This is a genomic window from Enterococcus aquimarinus (assembly GCF_001885765.1).
Lineage (GTDB): Bacteria > Bacillota > Bacilli > Lactobacillales > Enterococcaceae > Enterococcus_I > Enterococcus_I aquimarinus.
The window spans coordinates 124251-145189 of record NZ_JXKD01000001.1 but is presented as its reverse complement, the minus strand read 5'-3'; the positions used below and the strand labels follow the sequence as shown (position 1 = coordinate 145189).

Annotated in this window: 23 protein-coding genes; 3 read left to right on the top strand and 20 right to left on the bottom strand. The window is 39.6% G+C overall.

Translation table 11 applies throughout. From position 1 onward, the window contains the following. Positions 1-13 precede the first annotated feature (13 nt). The 17 genes from RU93_RS00740 to RU93_RS00660 all read right to left on the bottom strand — a co-directional run bounded on the left by RU93_RS00740 (position 14) and on the right by RU93_RS00660 (position 14176). Entirely contained in the window at positions 14-1378 is a 1365-nt protein-coding gene (locus tag RU93_RS00740; protein ID WP_071873699.1) for an acetyl-CoA carboxylase biotin carboxylase subunit, read from the bottom strand. A gap of 7 nt (positions 1379-1385) precedes the next feature. Continuing rightward, positions 1386-1814, bottom strand: a complete 429-nt coding sequence (fabZ, locus tag RU93_RS00735) for a 3-hydroxyacyl-ACP dehydratase FabZ (RefSeq protein WP_071873698.1) — start codon at positions 1812-1814, stop codon at positions 1386-1388. A gap of 1 nt (position 1815) precedes the next feature. Beyond that, the gene (accB, locus tag RU93_RS00730; protein ID WP_071873697.1) at positions 1816-2322 is read right to left on the bottom strand and encodes an acetyl-CoA carboxylase biotin carboxyl carrier protein; all 507 of its coding nucleotides are present in this window, start codon (positions 2320-2322) and stop codon (positions 1816-1818) included. An 8-nt stretch (positions 2323-2330) separates the two neighbouring features. Further along, on the bottom strand, positions 2331-3566 hold the full coding sequence (gene fabF, locus RU93_RS00725; RefSeq protein ID WP_071873696.1) for a beta-ketoacyl-ACP synthase II: 1236 nt from the start codon (positions 3564-3566) through the stop codon (positions 2331-2333). Positions 3567-3582: 16 nt separating this feature from the next. After that, complete coding sequence (fabG, locus tag RU93_RS00720) at positions 3583-4320, bottom strand: 3-oxoacyl-[acyl-carrier-protein] reductase (protein WP_071873695.1); 738 nt, start codon at positions 4318-4320, stop codon at positions 3583-3585. Between the two features lie 9 nt (positions 4321-4329). After that, positions 4330-5253, bottom strand: coding sequence for an ACP S-malonyltransferase (fabD, locus tag RU93_RS00715; protein ID WP_071873694.1), 924 nt, complete (start codon positions 5251-5253; stop codon positions 4330-4332). 124 nt (positions 5254-5377) lie between these two features. Continuing rightward, positions 5378-5602 carry an acyl carrier protein gene (locus RU93_RS00710; protein WP_071873693.1) on the bottom strand — a complete coding sequence of 75 codons (225 nt, stop codon included), beginning with the start codon at positions 5600-5602 and terminating at the stop codon, positions 5378-5380. Between the two features lie 57 nt (positions 5603-5659). Then, on the bottom strand, positions 5660-6631 hold the full coding sequence (locus tag RU93_RS00705) for a beta-ketoacyl-ACP synthase III (RefSeq protein ID WP_071873692.1): 972 nt from the start codon (positions 6629-6631) through the stop codon (positions 5660-5662). A gap of 10 nt (positions 6632-6641) precedes the next feature. Beyond that, the gene (fabT, locus tag RU93_RS00700; protein WP_071873870.1) at positions 6642-7082 is read right to left on the bottom strand and encodes a fatty acid biosynthesis transcriptional regulator FabT; all 441 of its coding nucleotides are present in this window, start codon (positions 7080-7082) and stop codon (positions 6642-6644) included. 326 nt (positions 7083-7408) lie between these two features. Beyond that, a complete protein-coding gene (locus RU93_RS00695; protein WP_071873691.1) occupies positions 7409-7861 on the bottom strand; it encodes a GNAT family N-acetyltransferase in 453 nt (150 codons plus the stop codon). A 66-nt stretch (positions 7862-7927) separates the two neighbouring features. Next, the gene (locus tag RU93_RS00690) at positions 7928-8158 is read right to left on the bottom strand and encodes a YkuJ family protein (protein WP_071873690.1); all 231 of its coding nucleotides are present in this window, start codon (positions 8156-8158) and stop codon (positions 7928-7930) included. A 276-nt stretch (positions 8159-8434) separates the two neighbouring features. Then, positions 8435-9298 (bottom strand): NAD(P)-dependent oxidoreductase, encoded by an 864-nt coding sequence (locus RU93_RS00685; protein ID WP_071873689.1) that lies wholly within the window; start codon positions 9296-9298, stop codon positions 8435-8437. Next, on the bottom strand, positions 9295-10557 hold the full coding sequence (locus RU93_RS00680; RefSeq protein ID WP_071873688.1) for a glycosyltransferase family 4 protein: 1263 nt from the start codon (positions 10555-10557) through the stop codon (positions 9295-9297). The genes RU93_RS00685 and RU93_RS00680 overlap by 4 nt, the downstream gene beginning before the upstream one ends. A 22-nt stretch (positions 10558-10579) precedes the next feature. Then, the gene (locus tag RU93_RS00675) at positions 10580-11587 is read right to left on the bottom strand and encodes an LTA glycolipid anchor biosynthesis glycosyltransferase, IagA/BgsA family (protein WP_071873687.1); all 1008 of its coding nucleotides are present in this window, start codon (positions 11585-11587) and stop codon (positions 10580-10582) included. Positions 11588-11832: 245 nt separating this feature from the next. Beyond that, the gene (gene ptsP / locus RU93_RS00670; RefSeq protein ID WP_071873686.1) at positions 11833-13560 is read right to left on the bottom strand and encodes a phosphoenolpyruvate--protein phosphotransferase; all 1728 of its coding nucleotides are present in this window, start codon (positions 13558-13560) and stop codon (positions 11833-11835) included. Next, complete coding sequence (locus tag RU93_RS00665; RefSeq protein ID WP_071873685.1) at positions 13560-13826, bottom strand: phosphocarrier protein HPr; 267 nt, start codon at positions 13824-13826, stop codon at positions 13560-13562. Before RU93_RS00665 ends, ptsP begins: the two co-directional genes overlap by 1 nt. Positions 13827-13984: 158 nt before the next feature. Next, entirely contained in the window at positions 13985-14176 is a 192-nt protein-coding gene (locus tag RU93_RS00660) for a hypothetical protein (RefSeq protein ID WP_071873869.1), read from the bottom strand. A gap of 207 nt (positions 14177-14383) precedes the next feature. On the opposite strand from RU93_RS00660, the gene RU93_RS00655 reads away from it, so the two are divergent. From RU93_RS00655 to RU93_RS00645, 3 genes are all read left to right on the top strand, one after another. Then, the gene (locus RU93_RS00655; RefSeq protein ID WP_071873684.1) at positions 14384-16615 is read left to right on the top strand and encodes an ATP-dependent Clp protease ATP-binding subunit; all 2232 of its coding nucleotides are present in this window, start codon (positions 14384-14386) and stop codon (positions 16613-16615) included. A 167-nt stretch (positions 16616-16782) separates the two neighbouring features. Continuing rightward, entirely contained in the window at positions 16783-17109 is a 327-nt protein-coding gene (locus tag RU93_RS00650; protein ID WP_071873683.1) for a DUF1827 family protein, read from the top strand. A gap of 163 nt (positions 17110-17272) precedes the next feature. Beyond that, entirely contained in the window at positions 17273-17884 is a 612-nt protein-coding gene (locus RU93_RS00645) for a PepSY domain-containing protein (RefSeq protein WP_071873682.1), read from the top strand. A 123-nt stretch (positions 17885-18007) separates the two neighbouring features. On the opposite strand, the gene RU93_RS00640 is transcribed toward RU93_RS00645, so the two are convergent. The 3 genes from RU93_RS00640 to RU93_RS00630 all read right to left on the bottom strand — a co-directional run bounded on the left by RU93_RS00640 (position 18008) and on the right by RU93_RS00630 (position 20541). After that, the gene (locus RU93_RS00640) at positions 18008-18688 is read right to left on the bottom strand and encodes an ABC transporter ATP-binding protein (RefSeq protein WP_071873681.1); all 681 of its coding nucleotides are present in this window, start codon (positions 18686-18688) and stop codon (positions 18008-18010) included. Positions 18689-18693: 5 nt separating this feature from the next. Next, positions 18694-19761 (bottom strand): ABC transporter permease, encoded by a 1068-nt coding sequence (locus tag RU93_RS00635; protein ID WP_071873680.1) that lies wholly within the window; start codon positions 19759-19761, stop codon positions 18694-18696. A gap of 177 nt (positions 19762-19938) precedes the next feature. Then, the gene (locus tag RU93_RS00630) at positions 19939-20541 is read right to left on the bottom strand and encodes a TetR/AcrR family transcriptional regulator (protein ID WP_071873679.1); all 603 of its coding nucleotides are present in this window, start codon (positions 20539-20541) and stop codon (positions 19939-19941) included. Positions 20542-20939: the final 398 nt, after the last annotated feature.

Below are 20939 nucleotides of genomic sequence, written 5' to 3'. Positions count from 1 at the left end.
ACACGACCTCCTCCTAGTTTTCAGGCGTCCAATTCGGCAAAAATTCCTCTTGTAAAAAGGCAGTCGTATAGTCGCCGGCAATTACTTTAGGATCACTGATTAAATCCAACTGGAACTCAACATTCGTCGTCACACCGTCTGTTACAAATTCCCCGAGCGCACGTTGCATTTTCATTAACGCTTCAAAGCGCGTCTCTGCATGCACGATGACTTTGGCAATCATCGAATCGTAAAATGGCGGAATCGTGTATCCTGAGTACATCGCACTATCGACACGTAATCCCATACCGCCACCAGGTAAAAACAAGTTCGTAATCTTACCTGGAGAAGGCGCAAAGTTAAAGGCCGGATTTTCAGCGTTAATACGACACTCGATCGCATGTCCAGAAATGTTAATCTCCGACTGTTGGATGTTCAGCGGTTCCCCACTTGCTATCTCTAATTGCTTTTGCACAAGATCAATCCCGGTTACCATCTCTGTAATCGGATGCTCCACTTGAATGCGGGTATTCATTTCCATGAAATAAAAGTCCCCCGACTCATCCATTAAAAACTCGATTGTTCCGGCATTACGGTAATCAACGGCTTTGGCCGCACGGACCGCCGCGTCTCCGATTGCTTGACGTTTCGTGTGATCGATTGCGACTGACGGTGCTTCTTCTAAAACTTTTTGATTATTTCTTTGTAAGGAGCAATCCCGTTCGCCTAAGTGAATCACATGGCCAAAGTGGTCCCCTAAAATTTGGACTTCGATATGACGCGCTGGATAAATGATTTTTTCAATATACATCTCATCATTTCCAAAAGCCGCTTTTGCTTCTTGCTGAGCAGAAGCAAAATGTTGCGGTAATTCTTCTTTTGAGAGCACTTTACGAATTCCTTTACCACCACCGCCGGCTGCTGCTTTTAGCATCACGGGATATCCGATGTCATTGGCAATCGTCAAGGCTTCTTCAACGGTCGATAATGCGCCGTCGCTTCCTGGAATTACCGGGACACCCGCTTCAATCATTAAACGGCGTGCATTAATTTTATTGCCCATATCATCAATTGTTTGACTTTTTGGGCCAATAAAGACAATATTGCACTCTTCGCACATCGCTGCAAAACGACTGTTTTCAGATAAAAAACCAAATCCTGGATGAATCGCTTCAGCCTTTGTCACAATGGCGGCACTTAAAATTTGTTGGACGTTTAAATAAGAATCGGCTGCTTTCGCCGGTCCAATACAAATGGCTTCATCTGCTAATTCTGTATGGAGCGCATCTTTATCTGCTTCTGAATAAACCGCGACTGTTTGAATTCCGAGTTCGCGACACGCGCGAATAATTCGAACAGCGATTTCACCACGGTTTGCAATTAATATTTTTGAAAACATAGGTCACCTATCCAATCATGAACGTTAATTCTGCTTCGGCAACTTTCTTGCCATCCACACGAGCGATTCCTTTGCCAATTCCAGCAGAAGATTTCACTTTAATAATTTCGACTTCTAAAATCAGTGTATCACCCGGTGTCACTTTTTGTCGGAATTTTGCTTTGTCAATCCCACCAAAATACGCTGTTTTCCCACGGAATTGTTCTAAAGATAATAAAGCAACCGCTCCTGCTTGGGCCATCGCTTCAACAATTAGCACACCTGGCATCACTGGTTCATGAGGAAAATGACCTTGAAAGAACGGCTCATTGATTGTGACATTTTTCTTAGCAATGACTTTCTCGCCATCAATGAGTTCCTCCACACGGTCGATTAACAACATCGGATAGCGATGTGGAATAATTTCTTTAATTTGTTGAATGTTTAATTGTGTCATGTTATGCTTCCTCCTTCACACGGAATAATGGTTGATTGAATTCAATCACTTGTTCATTTTCAATCAGAACAGCCACGATTTCACCGGTTACATCACTTGTAATTTCGTTCATGACTTTCATCGCTTCAATGATACACACCACTTCACCTTTAGTTACTTTATCGCCAACTTTTTTAAAGTTTGGTTTGTCCGGAGAAGGTTGTAAATAAGCAACACCCACGAGCGGTGACACAATATTTTTACCCGCAACTTCTTCTACTGGCGCCTTTTCTACCGCAACAGGTGCTTCAGTAGCGACTTGGACTGGTGTTTGTACAGTTGCTGCTGCCTCGTTCCCTACGGATGAAGCAACAGGCATTTGAGCCGCTGGTGCCGAAGAGGTTAATTGACTTCTTGACATCGTATTTTTATTTAAATAAAGTTCAAAGCCACCATCTTTTAAATGAAATTCCATTAAATTGGATTGTCCGACTAAGTGTAACAGTTCAATAAGTTCTTTTTGTTCCATAACGATGATTAAGCCTCCCAACGTTTCATTAAAATAACCGCATTATGGCCACCAAAACCTAATGAGTTACTCATTGCATACGTTAATTTTGTTTCGATACTGTCATTGATAACGAGATTTAAATCAATCTCAGGATCTTTTTCCGTCACATTGATGGTCGGTGGGATAAATTGGTGTTGCAACGCAAGTAAAGATGCAATCGCCTCAACGCCTCCAGCTGCCCCTAATAAATGACCTGTCATTGATTTCGTACTGCTGACATACGCGCCTTTGTAGTCCTCGCCTAAACCATATTTGATCGACGTTCCTTCCGCACTATCATTAGCCGGCGTACTTGTTCCATGAGCATTAATATAGCCAATCTCACTTGATTGAACACCTGCTTCTGCCATCGCTAGTTTCATCGCTTTTCCTGCACCCGAACCATCAGGATTTGGTGCGGTCATATGATAAGCATCACAGTTTGCGCCGTAACCGACAACTTCTCCTAAAATATTCGCGCCACGAGCCAGAGCATGATCCAGTGATTCCATCACAAAAATCCCTGCGCCTTCTCCCATGACAAAACCACTACGATTTTTATCAAATGGAGTGGAAGCTTTATCGGGATCTGTTGCTGTCGTAAGTGCCGTAAGTGAAGCAAAACCGGCAATGCCGATTTCACAAATCGTTGCTTCTGAACCACCCGCTAAAATGACATCTGAATAGCCGTGTTTAATATTACGGAATGCTTCTCCAATTGAATGCGTTCCTGAAGCACAAGCCGTTACGGTCGTTGTACAGATTCCTTTCGCGCCGACACGAAGCGCAATATTCCCAGCTACCATATTGACAATGGACATTGGAACAAACATTGGAGATACGCGGGCTGCTCCCCGGTCATTCATTCGTGTGACTTGATCTTGAATTGTTGGTAATCCGCCAATTCCTGATCCAACCATCACGCCTAAGCGATCCGCATCCATTTGATCAGCCGTTAGATTTGCCATCTCAAGTGCTTCTAATGCAGCATAAATACCAAAAATCGAAAACATATCCATGCGTTTCGTGTCTTTTTTCTTAAAGTATTTTTCTAACGGAAAATCTTTGACTTCTCCTGCTACCGAAATCCCTGTAGCTGTTGCATCAAATTTCGTAATCGGGCCAATCCCATTTTTTCCTTCTTTTAAGCTTGCTAAAAATTCTTCTGGTGTATTGCCAATCGGAGATGTCACTCCGTAACCTGTAATTACTACTCGATTCATCTTTTGTTCCCCTTTCTTATCCGTGCATCACTAAGCCGCCATCAACATTGATGACTTGACCGGTAATATATGGATTCTTCGCTAAGAAAATGGCCGTTTGCGCAACATCTTCAACTTGACCAAAGCGTTGTAATGGAATATTTTGTGTGACTTGTTCTTTCACTTTATCTGATAATACGTCCGTCATATCGGTTTGAATAAATCCAGGTGCAATCGCGTTACACGTAATCCCACGCGGTGCTACTTCTCTGGCAACGGATTTTGTAAACCCAACCACTCCTGCTTTACTTGCCGCATAGTTTGCTTGACCGACATTGCCAATTAAGCCTGACACGCTCGATAAATTAATGATGGCCCCTTCACGTTGTTTCAACATTTTTTTCAAGACTTGTTGCGTCATGTTAAAGGTTCCCACTAAATTAATTTTCAAGATTTGATCAAATTCTTCTGGTTTCATTCGTAGCATCAATTTATCATTCGTAATCCCTGCATTATTGATTAAAATCGTAATAGGACCGAGCTTTTCTTGGGTTTCTTGAATCATTCTGCCCGCTTCTTCAAAGTCAGAAATATCACCTGACACCCCAATACATTGCACGCCAAATGCTTCAATTTCCGCAATGAGTTCTGCTGAAATCGCACTACGACCATTTAAGACAATATTCGCGCCTTCTTGTGCAAAAGCTTTTGCGATTGCTAAACCAATTCCACGCGTACTTCCTGTGATGAAAGTTACTTTTCCTTTTAAATCCATCATAGCCTCCTAAGCCAAAACCTTTAACGTATCAGCCAGTGTCTGACTGTCTTCTAAACGAGTAACCGTCATGGTTTTATCAATTTTTTTCATAAAGCCGCTCAACACTTTGCCAGGTCCAATTTCTACGACTTGTTCCACCCCTAAATCTTTTAAGGTAGCAATACTTTCATAAAAACGAACCGGTGACATGACTTGCTTTTCTAACAATTCTTTTACTTGATCCTCTTGCATGACTTGCGCCGTTGTATTGCTAATAACCGGTATCGTCATTGGTTGAAAGGAAACAGTGTCCAACTCGCGCTTTAATTTTTCTGCAGCGGGTTTTAAAAGAGCCGTGTGAAAGGGACCACTGACATTCAATGGAATCATCCGTTTCGCTCCTGCTTCGGTCAAATAAGCCATCGCTTGCTCAACTGCCGCCACTTCACCGCCAATCACGATTTGTTGTGGCGTATTATAATTTGCTGGTGACACAATTCCGATAGCACTGGCTTTTTGACAAGCTTCTTCGATAACCTCAATCGGCGTATTCATAACTGCAACCATCTTTCCCGTTCCTTGTGGCGCAGCAGTCGCCATAAAAGCGCCACGTTTGGCTACGAGTGTTACTGCCGTTTTAAAATCAAGGGCACCGCTGGCTACTAGTGCAGAATATTCTCCTAAGCTGAGACCCGCGACAACATCGGCTTGATACCCTTTTTCTTGTAACAAACGCCAAAAAGCAATACTAACCGTTAAAATCGCCGGTTGCGTATATTCTGTTTGATTTAAACGTTCATTTTCAGTAAAACAGAGTTCGGCAACATCATACCCTAAAGCGTGACTTGCTTCTTCAAAAGTCGCACGGACAATTGGTTCTTGTTCATAAAGCTCTTGCCCCATCCCAACGTACTGTGCGCCTTGACCACTAAATAAAAAAGCTCTTTTCATTTCAATCTCCTTTAGGATTTCTGAAGACTTCGTTGATTTTTAAATATGTATTCGAATGGATTCAACGTTTCTTCATTGATTATGGCTAAAAGGAAAGGCCAGGCTTTTGGCCCAGCCTTTACGATTATGCTTGTTGTTTTTCTACGTATTTAACTAAATCTTCAACAGTTGTAATACCGTCTTCTGTTTCGATTTTCACATCGAATTCATCTTCAATTTCGTTGATGATTTGGAATAAATCTAAGCTATCCGCTTCTAAATCCTCTTGGATGTTTGTTGTTAATTTTACTTCTTCCACTTCTTTACCTAATTCTTCTGCAATAATTCCTTGAATTTTTTCGAATACCATTTAAAATTCCTCCAATATTATATGTTTTTATTTTTTTAAATTTATATGTCTACAAGTTTAGAGTGTCAGTAACACGGATGCCCATGTTAAGCCGCCACCAAAACCTGAAAGAACCACTGTTTGATTGTCTCCCAATACGATTGTTCCTGCTGCGACTGCTTCATCTAATAAAATCGGAATCGTAGCTGCAGAAGTATTGCCGTATTTTTCAACGTTTTGTAAAAATTTTGAGCGATCGATTTGCAACTTGCGCGCAATCTTATCTAAGATCCGTGAATTTGCTTGATGCAAAAGAAAGTAATCAATCTGCTCTTTTTCACCTTCGATTAATGCTGCGAGGCTTTGAACCACATCTCTTGTCGCAAAGTCAAAAATATCACGACCGATCATGGATAAGCAGGCATTTTGCGGAGGTTGAGCGTGACCGTACGGATTGTTATGAGCGTTCACATAGCCTGATGTCAATGACATCGCGCGTGACCCATCTGCGTGAATGCTTTCTTTTAGCAAGTGTTGTTGTTCAACAGGCTCGAGTAACACGCCTCCTGCCCCATCACCGAATAAAACGGCAGTTGAACGATCTTGCCAATCTAAGACTTTGGAAATCACTTCGCCGCCAATCACAAGTCCTTTACCTGAACCTGTCCGAATCAATTTTTCACCCATCGATAACGCGTAAACAAATCCCGCACAAGCAGCACTAAGATCAAATGCCAAGGCGTTTGTTGCCCCTATTGCACCTTGTACAAGACAAGCAACTGACGGTGAATGATAATCCGGTGACATCGTAGCAACGATAATAAACGAAATTTCTTCTGGTTTCGTTTGACTCTTCGCTAGTAAACGATTGGCAACTTCAATACATAAATCTGACGTATTTTCCGTTGTGACAATATGGCGTTCTTTGATGCCTGTTCGCGAATAAATCCATTCATCGCTTGTATCCATAATTTGTGCTAATTGATCGTTTGTGACGATTTGTTCAGGCACATAACTCGCTGTTGCTGTAATTTTACCAAATTTCATCATTCGTATACTCTCACTTATATTCTTGTAAGAAATGATGAAGATTCCCTAATGCTTTTAACAAAGCAGCAGCTTCATCTTTCTCCATATCTACCAAGATTGCTTCAATCATTTGACGATGAAAGCTTTGATGGACACGATACAATAATTTTCCTTTTTTCGTCAACGATAATTTGACAACTCGTCGATCGTCTTCACTACGAATGCGTTCAACATAGTCTTTTTTCACCAAACGGTTAACAGCAGTGGTTAAAGTGCCGACAGTTATTGAAAGTTCTTTCGCAACTTCAGAAGTGGTTTTCTTACGATACATCCCAATCGCTTCGAGTGTATGCATTTCAGTAATCGTTAAATCATTAAAACGGGATTTCCTTAGTTCTGATTCTTCGATAACCAAAATATCATTAAAAACCTCTACTAATAAATCGTTGATCCTTTCAAAATCAGGTCGCATGTTTACCATCACCATCCAATTAGTTTGATAGTCAAATCGTTTGACAATCAAACTATAATTTAAAATCATGTTAATTGCAAGTATATTTTTAAAATTGTCTCTTTTTTTTAGAATTTATTTCGTTTTTTTTACTTTTTTATTTTGAAAATCAAACCATTCAACAACCTCATTTGCCCATCATTTGATGTCTTTCATTAACCAAAATATTCGCTCAAAGTATATCACAACATTAGGTACAGCGCTTATCGATTCGACGATGAGTCAAGCTCGTAGTTAAGAGACAACAGGCTGCCTGATGAACCCTTAAACCGCTGTCTCTTACTCTACTAGTCTCTTGGTTTCTTTTGAAAAAAGCTCAACGAAAGATTCGTCGAGGTCTCAACCACTTTTAGTAGTTCAAAGCCTTGCTTTAAATAAAAGCGAACGGCTGGTTGATTTTGACTTCCTGTCATCACCACCACTTTGCGGTGGACATGGCGCTCTACCTCTTGAAGAAGCGCTCGAGCAATCTGTTGACCAAAAAATGCAGGGTGAACAAATAAACGATGAATATCAATAACCTCATCTTTTATGCAATACCCTAAGACACCAACTAGGACACCCTCTTTTTCATATCCAATAAACACTTCGTCGCACGTTTGAAACGCCTCAAAGGTCTCTTGTAAAGGCGGAATGTCACGCGTACCTAAATAAGTTGCTTCCACGCTATAAGCGAGCTGTTGGAGCTCGTAAACAGCTTTCGCTTGAGCGATATTGTTTAAATCGATTTGGCGAATCAAATCCAGCCCCTCCTCTATTAAAAAAAACTGAAAAGAAATGAATGAATCATTTCCTTTCAGTTTTTCTTATTGAATTAAATCGTAAATTTCAATCGCTACCATGTCGATGTTATCGAACTGGTAAGGTTGTTTTGTTTGGCTATCCGTTAATTCGAATGTTTCAGTTGAATGATCATAACTTACGATACATTGTTCTACGCCTTCTTTTTCAAAACGTCGAATTTGTACCTCATTATCTTGTGCTTCAATCATCGCTTCTAAGCGTTTGATGATTGCTACTAGCTGAGAATGTTTCATCACTAGACCTCCTTTTCTCACTTCTGTTACATTGTAACAAAAGAGGAGCTTTCTTGTATAGATTTTTAACCAATTTTTCGCACTTTTTTAGCTATTCTTCATTTTCAGCGATAAAAAAAAGGCGTTTTTTAACGAAAATTCTCTTTTTATGACGATTTATAAAATGCGAAGATAGCTTTTCTGTAAATAATCGATAACATTTTTTTACATCTGTTTTTTTTGATTCAAAAAACACTTAATTGAAAAGCGTTTACTTCAATTAAGTGTTTGACTATTTTATTTCCACCAAAGTTTAATTAGCGCTTGGGTACCGTCATTTTCGTAGCCTTCATTTGCGAGTTTTTCGTATAATTCTTTCGCAAGTGCCGTACCGGGTAACGCAATCTGTTGTTTTTCAGCTTCATCCAAAGCTATTTTTAAATCTTTGATAAAATGTTTAACGAAAAAACCTGGACTAAAATCGTTTTGTAAAATTCTTGGAGAATAGTTACTCATCGACCAGTTCGCTGCGGCGCCACCAGAGAGTGTTTCCAGAACTTTTTCTAGCTCTAAGCCGGTCGCTTTCGCATATACGAGCATTTCTGTCATACCAGTCATTGTTCCAGCAATCATAATCTGATTGGCCATTTTTGTGTGCTGCCCTTTACCAGCTGAGCCATGAAGCATACAGACTTTCGCAAAGTGTTTAAAAAGCGGGAGTACTTGTTGATACGTCGCTTCTTCTCCACCAACCATGACCGTTAACGTTCCATTCCTCGCTCCTAAGTCACCACCAGAAACCGGCGCATCTAGGCTATTCGCATTGTTAGCACGAGCAGTCGCATAAATTGCCTCAGCCAGTGTTGGTGTACTTGTCGTCAGATCAACGAACGTTTTACCTGCGATGTCTGCTGCAAATAATCCAGTATGCTCGTCAAAGTACGTCATTTCGACGTCAGACGGATAGCCGACCATCGTAAAAACGACTTCACTCGCCGCCGCAACCTCTTTTGGGGTATCCACCCAATCCGCTCCACGCGCCATTAAATCGGTTGCTTTACTCTTCGTCCGCGTATAAAGCGTGACATGATGACCCGCATCTAGCAAGTGTCCCACGATTGAATGCCCCATCACACCAATACCGATAAATCCAATCTTCAAAGTAATTCCTCCTCCGCATACGTCTTCTTACTTCGTTTTGGCGATAATTTAAACGTCCGCAATTTAGTTTTTATTTTACTTTCATTGATTTTTTTGTTTTCTGCCGCAGTGACATAATAAACCATCATTTCTTGATAAAATTTCAACATCGAATGACCAAAACATTCTGCTGAAATTTCGTACATTTTTTGCTCTAAAACCGCTTCATCTACCGGAATCGCACTTTCGATATAGTGCAGTAAACAAGGAACGAAATCCTCTTCTTGCTGATACGTTACACCTAGTGAAGGGTCGCTAATCAAATGATCCAAATAGGCATTCCCCGCAACGACCATCTGCAAACGCGAAGCCATGGCCTCCGTATACGTTAATCCTTGTGTTTCTGAAGTGGAGGCACTCACAAAGTAATCAGCGGTGTGATAATAATCAGCCACTTTATTACTTGCGATTTCGCCAACAAAGATCACATAAGTAGTGAGATTTTTTTCTTTCACGATTGTTTCGAGCATCTCACGGTAAGGTCCATCGCCGACAATCATTAATCGCACTTCCGGCCGAGCAGCAATAATTTCAGGTAAAGCCTCCAAAATCAGATGAATTTTCTTTTCGTAAGATAAGCGACTCAAAGAAAGTAAGACGATATTTTCTTCGGTTAACGCCCATTTTTCGCGCAATTCTTGTCTGATTTGTGGCGCCAAATCGGTCTGTTGGAAATTTTCAAATTTGATCCCAGTAGGTATGATGCGCATCGGTGCGATCGCGCCATACCCTCTTAAAGTATCGACCACTCGTTGACTCGGACAGACAACACCCGTGCTATGATCCACAAATTGACGAGAAAGGTATTTGACATGCCCGGGACGCACGACCTTTCCTTTTGCGATGTAATGGATATAATCTTCGTACATCGTGTGATACGTGTGAATCACGGGGATTTCTAGCCGTTTACCGACCCATTTCCCTAATAAACCCGCCCCGAATTCTGTATGCGTATGAATTAAATCCAGTTCTAATTCTTTTGCGGTTAAATACGCAAACCACATACCTCGAACGACAATCCTTCGTTCTTTAAACGAAATAAAAGGCACACTTGGCATCCGGATAATATTGACTTCTTCTTTTGACGCCTTAGGATCGGTCGTCGTAAAGATATACACTTCATGTCCATAACGTTCTAACTGCTCTTTCAACGTTTGAATTGAGGTTGCTACGCCGCTTACTTGAGGTAAGTAGGTATCTGTAAAAAAACCAATTTTCATTTTTTTCCTCCAAACTCCCTTGTTAGTTTCCAAGAACTTTTTCATAAACTGATTTTAGTTGTTGACCAATTGCTTGAATACTCTTCCCCTGAGCTGTTTGCCAGCCGTTTTCACGCAAATCAATGGCTTTTTTTTCAATAATCTGCTCAATTTGATTGCAAAAATCTTCATTCGTCCGTCCCATATAGGCATTCTCACCTGGCACTAACCATCCATCATAAACGGGAATTTCGCGGACTAAGACGTGTTGTCGACTTGCTAAGGCTTCTAACACCACAATCCCTTCCGTTTCTTCATAAGAAGGAAAAAAGAATAAATCCGCGTTTGTATACGCCCCTTCAATAATATCGCCTTTAATATATCCAGGAAAAATGACATTATCCGGATGATCTCCTTGGATAATCGCACGAATCTTCTTAGGAATGGTATAAAGCGGCGTATGACCGAACCAGATGAACGTATATTCTGGGAACCGGCGCGCCACTTCAACAAAATCAACGAGCCCTTTTCGTTCAAAGTACAGCCCTACTGAAATAATCACTTTTTTATCGGGCGGTAATTGAAAATAATCCCGGAATTGTTTTTCTTTTTCGACGTTTCGGTTAAATCTCGTTAAATCAATCCCGTTTGAGATTGCCTCGATTGGCTGCTCAATGCCATAACCTTCGATGACTTTTTTAGAATACAACGTTGGGGTGATGATAAAATCCGCAGAAGAATAGAGTCGAACTAAATGTTTTTTATAAATTGCTGAAACTTGATTGGACCCGATAAAAGAGTTCCGAAAATCTTCTTCCGTCGAATGCGCGTGATAGATGACTTTTTTGTCGGCTCTTTTAGCTTTACGAACCATCCGCTGACTATTTAAGCCATATGTATTAATATGAAGAATATCATAATCCAACTCATTTTCATCGGTGCTATATGGCACACCAGCACTCTCTAACGCTTTTTTTTGATGATCAAAAGCGCGACCGATTCCTGATTTAGATAATAACTGTTGACCTTCGAAATAAATAAGGACTTTCATGGAAGACTCCTTCCTTTCTTTTTTTACTCCTTCAGTATAGCATAGCTAATTCAAATGAAAACCATCCCCGAGTCTGATTTTAACTGCTTTGACGATAAAAATGTAGCGTAAAGCAAATAACAAAAATCGATGCTATTATATTTTTTCCAACATATTTACATCTGCAGTGTTATTTTATCACATAAAAAAATAAGTTAGAACCTTAACCTCTTCAGATTAAGATTCTAACTTATCATCTAGTAGGATTACCCTACGTATTCTTGCATTAATTCAAGTACTTCTTCCATTGTGTCACATTCTGTTAACGCGCGATCTGCTAATTCTTTCATTTTACTTGTGTCTAATGTTTTCATTAAGCTACGCGTTTTAAGAATTGAAGTGGCACTCATTGAGAACTCATCAAGACCGATTCCCATTAACAATGGTACTGCTGTTTGATCGCCTGCCATTTCGCCACACATTCCAGCCCATTTACCTTCAGCATGCGCTGCATCAACAACGTTTTTAACTAAACGTAAAATTGATGGGTTATATGGTTGGTATAGGTAAGAAACTTGTTCGTTCATTCGGTCAGCGGCCATCGTATATTGAATCAAGTCGTTGGTTCCAATACTGAAGAAGTCAACTTCTTTTGCAAAACGATCGGCTAAAATAGCAGCCGCAGGAATTTCAATCATGATCCCAACTTGAATGGTTTCTGATACTGCAACGCCTTCAGCGATTAATTTTGCTTTTTCTTCGTCATACATTTTCTTAGCTGCACGGAATTCTTTTAATGTTGCCACCATTGGGAACATAATACGTAAGTTTCCATGAACAGATGCACGTAGTAATGCACGTAATTGTGTACGGAACATTCCTTCTCCTAATGTTGAAAGACTGATACGTAAAGCACGATAACCTAAGAATGGATTCATTTCATGTGGAAGTTTCAAGTATGGTAACTCTTTATCCCCACCAATATCCATTGTACGAACGACAACTGGTTTCCCAGCCATACCTTCTAGGACTTCTTTATAAGCTTCAAATTGAGCGTCTTCTGTTGGGAAATCGGATGAATCCATGTATAAGAATTCAGTACGGTATAAACCAACGCCTTCGCCACCATTATTATGAACACCCGTTAAATCTTTTGGTGTCCCAATATTTGCAGCTAACTCAAAGTGTTTGCCATCAGCAGTCACTGTTTCAGCATGTTTTAATTTTTCCCACTCTGCTTTTTGGGCAGCGTAAGCTTCACCAGCTTGAATGAAGTTTGCTTTTTGTTCTTCTGTTGGATGAACAATCACATCTCCTTCAATTCCGTTAACAGCTAAGATATCGCCTGCTTTCACTTTAGCAGTGATTTCACCAGTTCCAACAATTGCTGGAATTTCCAATGAACGAGCCATAATCGCAGAATGTGAAGTACGTCCACCAATATCCGTTACAAAAGCTTTAACGAAGTTACGGTCTAATTGTGCAGTATCACTCGGAGTTAAATCGTGAGCAACCACAATTACTTCTTCGTTAATCATTGCTGGGTTAGGTAACGTTACTTGCAATAAGTGAGCTAAAACGCGTTTTGCGACGTCGCGGATATCCGCTGCTCTTTCTTGCATGTAGGCATTATCTTCCATTGATTCGAACATACCGATATACATATCAGTCACTTCTTTTAATGCATGTTCTGCATTAACTTTGTTGTCTGAAATGCTTTGTTTAATTTGACCGACCATTTCTGGATCGCTTAAGACCATTAAGTGCGCATCAAATACTTGTGCCTCTTCTTCGCCTAAGTTTTCAGCTGCTTTGTTACGAATTAATTGTAATTCGTCAGAGGATTTGCTTAACGCATCATCCAAACGAGCAGTTTCAGCAGAAACGTCTTTGATTGTTACTTTTGTAAAGGATAAGTCAGGTTGGACTAATAGATATGCTTTTGCAACAGCTACTCCATCACTCGCAGCAATTCCTTTTAGCATTTCAACCATTAGTTAGACAATCCTTCCTTTTGCATTGTTTCTGCAATAGCAGCGATTGCTTCTGCTTCGTCAGTTCCTTCAGCAGTGATTGTTACGTCAGATCCTTGACCAACGCCTAAAGACATTACGCCCATGATTGATTTAAGGTTTACTGATTTACCTTTGTACTCTAAGTTAATATCAGAGTTAAATTTGCTCGCTGTTTGTACTAATAATGTTGCAGGACGTGCGTGAATTCCAGTCTCTGCGATTACATTGAAATCTTTCTTTTCCATATGTATCAATCTCCTTCATGTTTTGAATTGTTTTTTGAGAGTTGCTTTTAGTCCTTCGGTATAATCGACGACTAAAAATACCCTTTCAGTTGTTAAGGTTACCATTTTTTTAGAAGTTAGACAACTACTTTTGTAACAATTACTAAGAAATAACGACTTTATTTGGTCAACTTGACAAAGCGATAGATAATTTGGCCATTCAATCCAGCTTCACCCACGATTTCTACCCGATTTTCTGTTTGCATCCAGGCTTCACGAAAGGTCATAAAATCTTCCCGTTTGACAATAATTTCCTCAAGTTCTCCTGTTTTTAGTAAGTTGATTGCTTCTATATAATGATTGATTTCCATCATACACCCATTCCCTCTCTTATTTCTACTTTTGCGCCTATCTATTTTAACATGACACTTACAAAAATGTGTGAATAAACAAAATACTTGCAGATATTTCGAAACATTGTATAATAAAAACACGAAGGTCAACAAAGGTCAGAGTTGCCATTTGTCTTTTGTTCCTTGCTTAAAAATTCAACGATAACAGAAAGGTCGTGGACAATCATGCGCTGTCAAAATTGTGATCAAAACGAAGCTACCATTCATTTGTACGCTAACGTTGGTGGACATAGAAAACAAATTGACTATTGTCAAAATTGTTACCAAAAAATGAAAAATCAAATGTCCAACACAGTCAATAACGGACCAAAAGATCCTTTTGGTTTTAATAACTTAGATGAACTATTCAAACAACTTTCACAACAAATGCAACAAGCGAATAACCAAGAACCACAATCATCGCCTACCCAGTCTGGTGGTGGAAATAACTTCTTTAATGGAGGCAATCGTCCAAATCATCCGCAACAAGGAGGATTGTTAGCCGAGTTTGGTACCAACATCACCCAACAAGCACGAGACGGTAAGATTGATCCTGTGATCGGTCGCGATGATGAAGTCATTCGCTTAATCGAAATATTGAATCGTCGAACAAAAAATAATCCGGTGCTGATTGGCGAACCAGGCGTTGGTAAAACAGCAGTAGTCGAAGGATTTGCCCAACAAATTGTGGATGGTGCTGTTCCACAAAAATTAAGAAATAAAGAAGTCATTCGTTTAGACGTCGCTTCCCTTGTTCAAGGAACAGGAATTCGCGGACAATTTGAGGAACGGATGCAAAAATTAATCGAGGAAGTCAAAGCACAAGATAATATTATCTTATTTATTGACGAGGTTCATGAAATTGTGGGTGCTGGAAATGCGGGAGATGGTAACTTAGATGCCGGTAATATTCTAAAACCAGCACTAGCAAGAGGCGAACTTCAAATGGTCGGGGCAACGACGTTAAATGAGTATCGCATTATCGAAAAAGATCCTGCACTTGAGCGTCGGATGCAGCCTGTAAGAGTTGACGAGCCAACAGTAGAAGAAACGATTGCCATCTTAAAAGGACTGCAATCACGTTATGAAGATTACCATCACGTAAAATATACGGATGAAGCCATTGAAGCTGCTGCTACGCTCTCCCATCGCTACATTCAAGATCGTTTTTTACCCGACAAAGCCATTGATTTACTGGATGAATCCGGCTCTAAGAAAAATTTAACGATTCAAACAGTCGATCCACATGTCATCGAAAAACGCTTAGCGGATGCACAAGAGCAAAAAATAAAAGCTTCTCAGGAAGAAGATTTTGAAAAAGCAGCCTATTACCGTGATCAAATTGTGAAGCTCGAAAAAATGAAAGAACACCAAATGACCGATGAAGAAACACCGGTCATCACGGAAAAAACGATGGAAGAAATCGTTGAAGCTCGGACTGGAATCCCAGTGGGTGAACTAAAAGAAAAAGAGCAAACGCAATTAAAAAATCTTGCTGCCGATCTAAAAAAACAAGTCATTGGCCAAGACGAAGCCATTGATAAAGTTGCTAAAGCTATTCGTCGTAATCGTGTGGGCCTTGGCAATCAAAATCGACCAATTGGTTCTTTCCTCTTTGTGGGACCTACAGGTGTCGGTAAAACAGAGTTAGCGAAGCAATTAGCCAATGAAATGTTCGGTTCACCAGATGCCATGATTCGCTTTGATATGTCTGAGTACATGGAAAAACATAGTACATCAAAATTAATCGGTTCGCCCCCAGGTTATGTGGGTTATGAAGAAGCAGGTCAGTTAACAGAACAAGTCCGTCGCAATCCTTATAGCTTGATTTTATTAGATGAAGTCGAAAAAGCGCATCCAGATGTATTACACATGTTCCTGCAAATTCTAGAAGACGGACGACTAACCGATGCGAAAGGTCGCACAGTCAGCTTCAAGGATTCGTTAATTATCATGACAAGTAACGCAGGTACCCGCAATGTCGAAGCGAGCGTCGGTTTTGCTGCGACACGCGAAGGAATCACTCGTTCGATCATGAATCAATTACACCATTATTTTGCGCCAGAATTTTTAAATCGCTTTGATGGGATTATTGAATTCAAAGCACTTAAAAAAGAAGAGCTCCTTTCAATTGTTTCGTTAATGATTCGCGATGTCAATGATCAAATCAACCATCAGAAACTTTCAATTGACGTCTCACATGAAGTATTAGAAAAACTCGTAGAATTAGGATATGATCCTGCAATGGGTGCTCGGCCACTTCGTCGAACGATTCAAGAACAAATTGAAGACGGCATTGCCGAATATTTCTTAGATCATCCTGAAACGCATGAACTAAAAGCCACTTTAAATGATGAAGCAGAAATTGTCATTTTACCAGTGACTGTCGAAGAAAACTCAATTGAAGTCACACCTTAATTCACGCGCCATCGCAACCATTATTCTTTCAATAGGAAGGAATAATGGTTGTTTTTTGTTTCATTCCCACCATTTCAAAAGTTTTTTGACTTTTCAGTGTTTTTTCCTTTCTTTATTGGGCAAAAATAATTATACTTAACTAAACAAAGGAAAATGAGGTGATTCAAATGCGACTTATCAATGTAACCAATAGTTATTCACGTCTGGTTCTTCAGCAATTAGAAAATACGGATGCCGAATTAGTAAAAGTGTATACCTCAGGAAGTATCACGATTATTTATACAGCAGCCCCTTTACACAATGAAATTGTGATGGTGAGTAAAAAACGTGCGATTAAACCAGAAGAAATTAATGAAGTAAAGGCGTATTTTTTAGATAAACTGTCTGAAAGTGAATATATCGAAGAAAACATTTCGATAATTGAAAGTCCGAGTTTAGTTGAAATTTCCATTCCTAAACATCCAAAAGAAAGAAAAAACCGAGCATACGGCTAATTTGACGTTGTTGGTAAGAAATTGACGTTAGGCCCTCATGCATTCGTGAGTGTTTAACGTCAGTTTTTTTAACCAAAAATCCATCTTAGGGCGGATTTTTGGTTAGCGTATTCCTGTTATACTTAACGTACCCAAAATAAGTAAAAAAGGAATTGTGAAAATAATGAAGAAAAAAACATGGATCACGCTCGGATTAATGAGTCTATCAGCAGCTGTTTTAGTCGGCTGTACGACAACGACAGATAATACAACCAATCAAAGCTCTACCACGATAACGAGCACAACAACGAGCGAAGGAAACACCAGTCTCGATTCGACAGAAAATGCGATGACGACGATGTCTTGGCAAGACGCTGTTGCTGTTTTTCAAGAAAAATTTCCAGAGACTTCGATTACAAGTATTTCATTCGATACGTCTTTTGGAAAATGGTATTATGACATCGAAGGGATTAACGACACAACCGAATTCGAGTTACGTATCGACCCGGCAACTGGGGAGACGAGTCGTGAAGAACAACAAACACTCGACAAAGATGAGCAAAACGCCGCTTACCGCGAAAGTGAAGCCTTAGATTTAGAGGGTGTCATTTCGATTGAGGAAGCTTCACAAATTGCTTTAGATGCTGTCGGTTCAGGTGAAGTAACTGATTTGGATTTAGAAAGAGAATTATCAGTCACTTACTGGAAAGTCACCATAGAAGATGGCCGTAAAGAGTTTGAAGTTTCCATTGATGCACGGACAAAAGAAGTATTAACGACTGAACGAGACGACTAACAAAAGAAACCCTCAGGAAAAATAAAATTCCTAAGGGTTTCTTTTTCTATTCTACGATCAAAATAGCTAATAGCTAATTCATCGTCTTTTTACTTCGACGAAAATACTTTTTGGAGAAATGAACTAAACATTTTTTTGTTCAATTAATACGCAATCTTCCATTTTATAAACGCGATCACTCCATTTTAACATTCGAGGATCATGCGTGACCATGACTGTTGCCTTTTCTTTCTCGTGAGCTTCTTTCGCAAGTAACTCCACCACATTATACGCATGTTCCGTATCAAGACTTGCTGTTGGTTCATCTGCTAACATGAGGCTTGGTTGGTTGAAAAGCGCACGCCCGATAGCCACCCGTTGACGCTCACCGCCCGATAAATCACTTGGAAAACTTTTCTTTAAATGATCAATCCCTAAAGAAGTTAACAAAGTATCGATATCTTTTTTCGATACGGCTTCTTTTTTAACTTGACCGACTAAATAAAATTGGTCTTCAATCGTTAAAAACGGAATTAAATTTGAACTTTGTAAAATAAAACCAATTTCTTGAAAGCGTAGTTTAGCTCTTTCTTTTTCGGATACATTGGTAAAATCAATTCCATTAATGTGGATTGTCCCACTACTTGGTGATTGTAATCCGCCAGCTAGCGTTAAAAAGGTACTTTTTCCTGAACCAGAAGGACCAATAATACTAATAAATTCCCCTGGCGAAGCAGTAAAGTTCAATTGATTTAGCGCTGTGACTTGCTTGCTTCCTGTCCCAAAGGTTTTGGTGATATTTGTCATATTTAAACTATACGTCATGCTTTCTATCCTCCTATTGCTTGAATGGGGTCAACTTTTGTTACTGTCAAGGTCGAAAATAGACCACCGATAATCGCGACTAGAACGAGTACGGCCCCATAGATTGTCCAAAGACCTAAATCAACGGCAAATGGCATCCCGCTTGGCAAGACAAAACTTAATCCATAACTGACAAGTCCTGCCAATGTCGCGCCAATGATTCCCACAAAAAATGATTGGGCAATAATTGACTTCGCGATAAACCATGTGCTAATCCCTTGAACTTTCATTACGCCAAAAAGAGCTGTCTTTTGAAGCGTAATGACATACATAAAAATCCCAATGACTGCCGCAGCAATCACAAATAAGAAATAAATCATCGCGTTTAACGTCAAGTTTTGTTCGGCATAGCCTGGTAATTGCGCAATAAACTCTTCCGTACTTAACGATTGAAAAGCCTTATTCTCAATAATAGGATCCGTTTCTTCCGTTAAAATAGCGTTCATTGGATAATTCGTTTGAGCAGCTAAAAAATCAGATCCGAACTTCGTTTCCACTACTGCTTTAATCGAGCCATACATCACAGGTGTGACAACATAAGACGTTTTGGGGAATATTCCTGTCACGATGACTTCGACCCCTTGGCTACCAATGGTAATCGTATCGCCAATCGCCAGACCCGCATCTGCGAGTGCTTGCGAAATAATCACTTCATTTTTTTCGTTAAATGATTTTCCTTCTGTTAGTTCTGGTAAGAAAAATGCCTCCGGTTGGGTGCCGAAAAAGGAAAGATTCTCTTTCTCCCCTCCAATTTCAACCGAACCACTGTACAAAGCCAAAGGTGCTTTTTCAGAAGTTTTCACTTCAGAAAGATCATCAATGGTCAATTGCGATGCCGCTAAAACACCGTTACTCTCCTCTGAAAGAACAATCCGTCCGGCATCCCAACGATCAATTACCTCACTGAATTCAGTGGCTAACCCATTGGCTAAACCGGATAGTAAAAACACGACAAAACTAATTAAAAACATAATACCAATAATTAACGCGTAACGTAATTTGGCATATTTCATTTCCTTGATTGCTAAAAACAAATCAATCTCCTCCTACTATTATTACAAAGTGACATTTTGTCACTTTGTTACAATTAAAAAAGAAACGAATAGATATCGCGGTGAGCCCTGAGACTCCCTCTTTCGCTTCTTATTAAATGTCTAAAAAATGTTTGATGACGCATGATAGGAGGCCGTTACTTTCTGCAGGAGACTCTGTTAACGAGCAACAACTCCGTGGACTAACCACTTCACTTTATAATGGTAATCTTCGAGTAATGCTTCACTCGTCCAATCATTCACGATAAAATCACTTAACGAACCCATGACTAATTCCATCATAAAATACAAAAAACTACTCGCTTCATTTGTCGATATAATCTGAAACTGATTGTATCGTAAGATGGTCAACCATTGTGTCATCATCGAATTCGTTTCGTCCATTTCAATTCGTTTCATTGTCCGACCGTACTCAGAAGATGTCAATAATTTCAATGCTTTCCAATAAGTATCCGACGTATCGAGCGCACTACACCAGAGAAGATAACGTTCAATCCCTTTAAAAAAATCTGATTGAAATTCTTGGATATACGCCAAAATGTCTTGATGAATAATCAACGAATGCTTCTTGATAATGTAACGATAAGCATCTTCTAAATCATCAAAATACTTATAAAAAGCACCCCGAGACATTCCCATTTGATCAACAATTTGCGAAACTTTCACTTGGCTAATTGACTGTGCATAAAATGTTTGAAGCAAAATATCATCAATTACCGCTTGTTTACTCTTAGGTAAATTAAGAAATGTTTCTTTCGGCATCCAATCTCCTCCTATCAACCAATGAAGCACTTGATTATAGTAGCACACGAGTGACATTTTGTCACTTTATTTCGATTAACACTTATTAAAAATGGTGACATCGATAGATAAAATAAATGATTTTTTAGAATTTAGACAGGAAGAATGCTGTAACTATTTTTCGGCAAACATCAAAAGACTATTCATAGATTAAGCCCCTTTCTAACTGAGTCAAGGAAAAATATCGCATTATTTTTGAATAAGCGTTCTCCTTCAAATTAAGTTTGTTAAAAAGAATAACGAATCGTGTCATCATCTACATAAAATCACTAAAATTATTTTATTTTCATTCTACTGCCAACCATCATCTGGACGTGTTGGTTCATTCACTTTTAAGTCATCCTCATTAAAATTCACAA